Origin of the sequence: Aliikangiella maris (assembly GCF_040719265.1) — a bacterium.
In the GTDB taxonomy this organism is placed as follows: Bacteria; Pseudomonadota; Gammaproteobacteria; order Enterobacterales; family Kangiellaceae; genus Aliikangiella; species Aliikangiella maris.
The window spans coordinates 1-1,358 of record NZ_JBFDAH010000108.1; the positions used below are offsets into that span (position 1 = coordinate 1).

The window sequence follows — 1,358 nt, forward strand, 5'->3', positions numbered from 1 at the left end:
TATTTCTGGACATAAAGTTAGATGTGTTTCTGATAATGTTGAAGTAAAAGATGGAAAAGAAGTAAGAGAAGTGAAAGAAGTTGGGCCAAAAGATGTCTTTTCAGGTAAAGGGAAGGATATGAATGATCCTAGTCGTACTGATAATAAAAATACAGGTCCAATTCCTCCCGGAAAGTACGAGATGGAATGGTCTGCTAAGTATGGGGGATCTTACTGGTTAAAAGAAGGATGGTTGGCTGCTCAACTTTGTAGTAGGTTAGGATGGGGGCGGTGTGAATTTTTTCTACATAAAGGTAATGATTCAGATGGATGCATCACTGTAGACCCAGATAACTCTGAAGCAATGAAACAGTTTAATGATCTTATGGATATGCTGAGTAAGGAATCTAAAAATACTATGGAGGTTACACCTTGATGAAATCTCGAATACTTTTATTTGTTCTTATGATTATTTTTATTATTGTCACTTTGGTTTTGTATAAAGCTTATTTGCATCAAAGTGATAAGCCTTATCGTAATGCTGTTAGTTTATTAAAAGAAGGGAAATATAAAGATGCTTATGTGATATTTAAGCATCTTTCTCAAAATGGACATCTACATGCTAAAATTAGGTTGGCGAAACTTTATGCTGTGGGCTTGGGGGTTCAAAAAGATCGAGAGTATGCTTCTGAATTGATTCTATGCAATGGTACCCATAACTGTATTCCTGGAGAAAATGAATATTATTTGGGTATAGAGTTAATTGATAGACATGATGGATTAAAAAATGGAAAGGAAGCTTTATACTGGATAGAAAAATCAGCATCATTTTCATATGAGCCAGCGATAAAATGGTTAAAAGAAAATAATCAAAAAAGAAATTAAACGAACCGAACGGGGACATATATGGACGCCTCCTTAATGTCAAGGCAATAAAATTCTTTCGTGATTAAAATCAACCACGACTGATAGAGTTATTCCCGTTTTTAACTTTTCAATATTCACTGATATTGAATGATGTCCGGTTTTAACGAAATAGGTACTGACATATATTCGGGCTCCTGATGAAGTTATCTTAACTAAACTTCGGCCCCTGATGAATTCCGTACCGACTCGTCTTCAACAGCCCTACGGTATCAAATAAATTGTACCAAGTCCCCATCAGACTTTGAGCCGGTCGGAAAAACCGTTTCACATCATAGAATCAACCAATGTTGATGAGTTAAAAAATTATATCTTGACTGTTTTAAACTTTTCCCAATTGAATCGTAAGCGTCCAGCGAATTACACGCTTGACTATTGATGGTACTTAAAATTCCAAGGCATCAAGTACTCGATATCATTGGGCTGCTTTGGCAACTCACTCAGTAAAAACATCA

Annotated in this window: 2 protein-coding genes; both read left to right on the forward strand. The window is 35.6% G+C overall.

Features of this window, described 5'->3' with window-relative positions; genetic code table 11:
- Positions 1–415, forward strand: a 415-nt coding sequence (locus ABVT42_RS22350; protein WP_367024548.1) for a tlde1 domain-containing protein, incomplete at its 5' end; no start/stop codon positions are given.
- A complete protein-coding gene (locus ABVT42_RS22355; protein ID WP_353898183.1) occupies positions 415–864 on the forward strand; it encodes an SEL1-like repeat protein in 450 nt (149 codons plus the stop codon). The genes ABVT42_RS22350 and ABVT42_RS22355, both read left to right, overlap by 1 nt.
- The last annotated feature ends 494 nt before the right edge of the window (positions 865–1,358 follow it).

Excerpts from the sequence above, each read along its gene's own strand:
- ABVT42_RS22355 (WP_353898183.1), top strand. The coding sequence starts at position 415 with ATGAAATCTCGAATACTTTTATTTGTTCTTATGATTATTTTTATTATT.